5 protein-coding genes are annotated in these 4,069 nt (G+C 37.5%); 2 read left to right on the forward strand and 3 right to left on the reverse strand.

Annotated features, from left to right (window positions below; all coding sequences use genetic code 11):
• Positions 1-234: 234 nt before the first annotated feature.
• Together QZ334_RS07270 and QZ334_RS07275 are read left to right on the forward strand one after the other, a co-directional pair.
• Positions 235-1,188, forward strand: coding sequence for a nitronate monooxygenase (locus QZ334_RS07270; RefSeq protein WP_295233212.1), 954 nt, complete (start codon positions 235-237; stop codon positions 1,186-1,188).
• Between the two features lie 17 nt (positions 1,189-1,205).
• Entirely contained in the window at positions 1,206-1,754 is a 549-nt protein-coding gene (locus QZ334_RS07275; protein ID WP_060924757.1) for a gamma carbonic anhydrase family protein, read from the forward strand.
• A 165-nt stretch (positions 1,755-1,919) separates the two neighbouring features.
• Here QZ334_RS07275 and QZ334_RS07280 read toward each other — a convergent pair whose 3' ends face one another.
• From QZ334_RS07280 to nrdD, 3 genes are all read right to left on the reverse strand, one after another.
• Positions 1,920-3,158 carry a chloride channel protein gene (locus QZ334_RS07280; protein ID WP_295233214.1) on the reverse strand — a complete coding sequence of 413 codons (1,239 nt, stop codon included), beginning with the start codon at positions 3,156-3,158 and terminating at the stop codon, positions 1,920-1,922.
• Positions 3,159-3,160: 2 nt separating this feature from the next.
• Positions 3,161-3,658, reverse strand: coding sequence for an anaerobic ribonucleoside-triphosphate reductase activating protein (gene nrdG, locus QZ334_RS07285; protein ID WP_295233216.1), 498 nt, complete (start codon positions 3,656-3,658; stop codon positions 3,161-3,163).
• 138 nt (positions 3,659-3,796) lie between these two features.
• The coding region (gene nrdD / locus QZ334_RS07290; protein WP_295233218.1) for an anaerobic ribonucleoside-triphosphate reductase at positions 3,797-4,069 on the reverse strand (273 nt) is incomplete at its 5' end.

Consider the following 4,069-nt stretch of genomic DNA (forward strand, 5'->3'; position numbering starts at 1 on the left):
GTATTAACGAAAATATTGGCCTAAGGTGTACATAATTTATATATTATACTATTATATATAAGAGAATATAGTTACATTATATTCCAAAACAAATAAACTAATAACATATTATATAAGTATGTACTTATGAACATTACTTCTCTATGCGATATACGTATAATAAGAATTTTACTATCTTACTATGAACTATTGATTAGAGAAATCATCATTTATTTTGTTATCATAGGAGGATTTATGAGAACAGCTTTAACGGAACTTTTACAAATTGAATACCCTATTATCCAAGGTGCAATGGCTTGGGTATCTGAACACAAATTAGTTGCTGCCGTTGCTAATGCAGGTGCAACAGGTGTTATCGCCCTTGGTGGCCGCGATGCTGAATGGACTCGTAATGAAATTCGTGCATGTAAAGAATTAACAGATAAACCTTTCGGTGTTAACCTTATGTTAATGGCATCTAATAAAGATGAGTTAGTAAATGTTATTATTGAAGAAAAACCTGCATTTGTAACACTCGGTGCTGGTAATCCTGTACCATATATCAAACCGCTCCAAGAGGCTGGTATTAAGGTTATCCCTGTAGTACCTTCCCTTAAATTGGCTAAACGTATCGAAGAAGCAGGTGCTGATGCGATGATCGTAGAAGGTATGGAAGCTGGTGGTCATATTGGTAGCCAAACAACAATGTCCTTAATGGAGAATATTTTGCCAGAAATCTCTATTCCTGTAGTAGTAGCTGGTTCTATTGTAGATGGTCGCGGTCTTGCAGCTGCATTATTAATGGGTGCCGAAGGGGTACAAATGGGCTCTCGCTTCTTATTAGCAGAAGAATGTCAAGCACATCAAAATATGAAAGAAGCAATTATCAAAGCAACCGATACTGATTCTGTTGTAACTGGTCTTCTCTCTGGCCACGGCGGTGTTCGCAGCTTAAAAAATGAATTTACTACTCGCTATTTAGCAGCAGAAACTGATGGTGTTACTACACCTGAAGAGCGTACAAAAATGTCTCAAGGCACTAATAAACGTGCCGCAATTGATGGCGATGTTGTAAACGGTGCGGTACAAGTTGGACAAGCCTTGAATCGTCTTGTAGCTATCGAACCAGCTCATACAATTGTTCAAACTGTAATGAACGAAGCAATTATGTCTATTCGTAAGGCTCAACGCCTTATTGAAATTGTTTAATCAATTAGGAGTGTCATATGTTACCATTTCATGGAAAATATCCAAAATTAGATCCTAAAAGTTGCGTCATGCCCGGTGCTGAACTTGCTGGTGATGTAGAGCTTAAAGAATATGCATCTATTTGGCAAAATTGTGCCCTTCGTGGTGACGTAAACAAGATTGTAGTAGGTCGTTACTCGAATGTACAAGATAACTCTGTGTTACATGTAGATGACGATAAAGCATGCATCCTCGGCGATTATGTAACAATCGGCCACGGTGCAATCGTTCATGCCAGTACAATCGAAGATAATGTTTTAGTTGGCATGGGTGCCATTGTACTCAGTGGTTGTCATGTCGGATCTGGATCTATTATTGCAGCTGGTGCAGTAGTAAAAGAAAATACTGTAATCCCTCCTAACTCATTAGTGGTCGGTATTCCAGCTCGTGTTGTTCGCACAGATGAAACTCAAATTGAACGCATTCACAATCAAGCTTTAAAATATAAACACTTGTGGACTATTGAATATGGTATGCTTCCTGATGCAGGTGGCGAGGAATACGATAAAAACGCTAAGATCGTATAATTACATATAACAAAAGCGGATAGTTGATCATAACTATCCGCTTTTATTTTTTATTCACAAGCTTAATATGCCTTTATATAACTAAATATAGCATTATACATTTATAGTATTTCAAGGTAATAAAAATATGTAGTCATACACATTTATAAATACTCTAGTTAATAACTATTTACTAGTCTTTAATTTCGCCTGAACAATTTGTTCTACCATAAGTGCTGTCCCCATGGTCAATGCTATAGGGAACAACATTTCTACAGAAAATCTTGAAAGCTCAAGCATAAATACACATGAGGTCATAGGCATTTTTTGTGCAAGTCCTAAAAATGCTACGGCACCGATAAAGGCAGCCATCCCCAATGATATAGGAGCCACGGCAATAGACCAAAAAGTACCAAATACTATGGCTAACGTACTGCCCAACATCATAGATGGAGTAATACGACCACCATACGCACCTGCTGCTAATGCGAGTAATACTGCTGCCCACTTAGAACCAAATAATCCTAATGCATAAGTCCATGTAATATCATTGGTAAAGGTTAATTCGTTCCCGGCCTTACCATTCCCAAGTATTTCAGGAAAATACATAGCTAACGCACCAATAAGTGTAAATGCTACGATAGAAATGGGAATCATAACAGGACTGCTACGATGAATAGCCGGCAACCTACTTTGTGTAATATTAAATAAAACTACACCTAAGGCAATAATAGCACCTAAGGCAATGGCGAATTCAACATAATGGCTACCCAAGCTAGGTTGAGCCATTGTATATTGAATAACATCCCCTACACCTGCCTGTCTCGTAACAAAGGTTGCTAATCCACAGCATATAAGAGCAGCACTCATAGCGCGTATATTCCATGTAAGAAGCAATGTTTCCAACGTAAAAATCGCTGCCGATAACGGTGAATTATAAACCGCTGCCAAGCCAGCACCTGCTGCACAAGCAATCAATAGTTGGCGATCTTCTTGTTTAATATCAAAATGTTTAACTAAAAAAGTTGTAATCCCTGCACTGGCTTCACGTGGTGCAACTTCTCGCCCTAATGGTGAACCAATACCTACGGTAATAATTTGTAAAGTTGCATGTAAAACAGTAGTAATAGGATTCATATCCATTTTACCAGATACAGCCGTTTTAATATCTACAACACCTTTACCATATCGGTGAATAAGTACCCAACCAACACCGCCTATAAGACCGCAAATAATCAGTGGTATCAATCGCTCTACCGGAGATACACGAGCTACAGCAGCGCCAAAACTCATATGATCAGCAGCAGAATAATGATATACAAAGTGCTGAATACCATGTAGTAAATGTGTATAAGAAGCCCCTACTAATCCCGCTATAAATCCAACGATAATTATGAGGCCTATTAAACGTTTATCAAATGCCATACTTACTCCATTGCTAATACGACTTCGCCTGTTTCTAATGTTTTCTTAACATCTATAATACGTTGATTAGATGATCCTCTAAATCGCAATGCTGGATCTTTGAGTTCATCTACAAAGCGACCATCAACGAGAATATCAATTTCATGTAATAAAGCGCTTCTCAACTCATCTTCTAAGATATCATCTATTATATAACCTGAATAGGCCCAAATTTTCTTTTCAGGTACCGCTGCACGGACTGCACGCACCACCGGCAATAAACCTTGTACATTTTGAAACGGTTCCCCACCTAGCAAGGTTAAACCTGAGCATGTTGGACTTTTCACATAGGATACAACTAAATCAGTTTCAGATTGAGTCCACTCCTTACCGGCATTAAAATTCTGGTATTCTTCATTAAAACAGTTATAGCAACAATGTGTACAACCAGTTACGAATATAGATGTACGAATACCTTCTCCATTGGCAATATCATATTGTCTTATTTGCCCATATCTCATAATTACCTCCATAGTAGTGGTTATCAACTTTGACTAACACTATATAGATATATTTCTATTTCTTACAAACGCAGTAAAAGCTGTGCCTTAAGCACAGCTTTTACCATGTTATTTATAGTAGCTATAATTCTAATAATTTTAAATGTGCATTACACGATCTTTGATTTCTTTCGTACGCCCTTCATTCCAGAAATTTTCACCTAGGTAACCACATGTACGACGAATTACAGTTAATTTATCGCGGTTTGTATTGTGGCAACGTGGGCATTCCCATTCATTATTCTCGTTTACCTTAATTTCACCATCAAAACCACATTCGTGACAATAGTCAGACTTGGTATTGAATTCAGCATAAGAAATATGATCATAAATATATTGAATCATAGTCAAAACAGCTGGGATATTGTTAGT

Origin of the sequence: Veillonella sp. (assembly GCF_019414865.1) — a bacterium.
Taxonomy (GTDB): Bacteria; Bacillota; Negativicutes; order Veillonellales; family Veillonellaceae; genus Veillonella.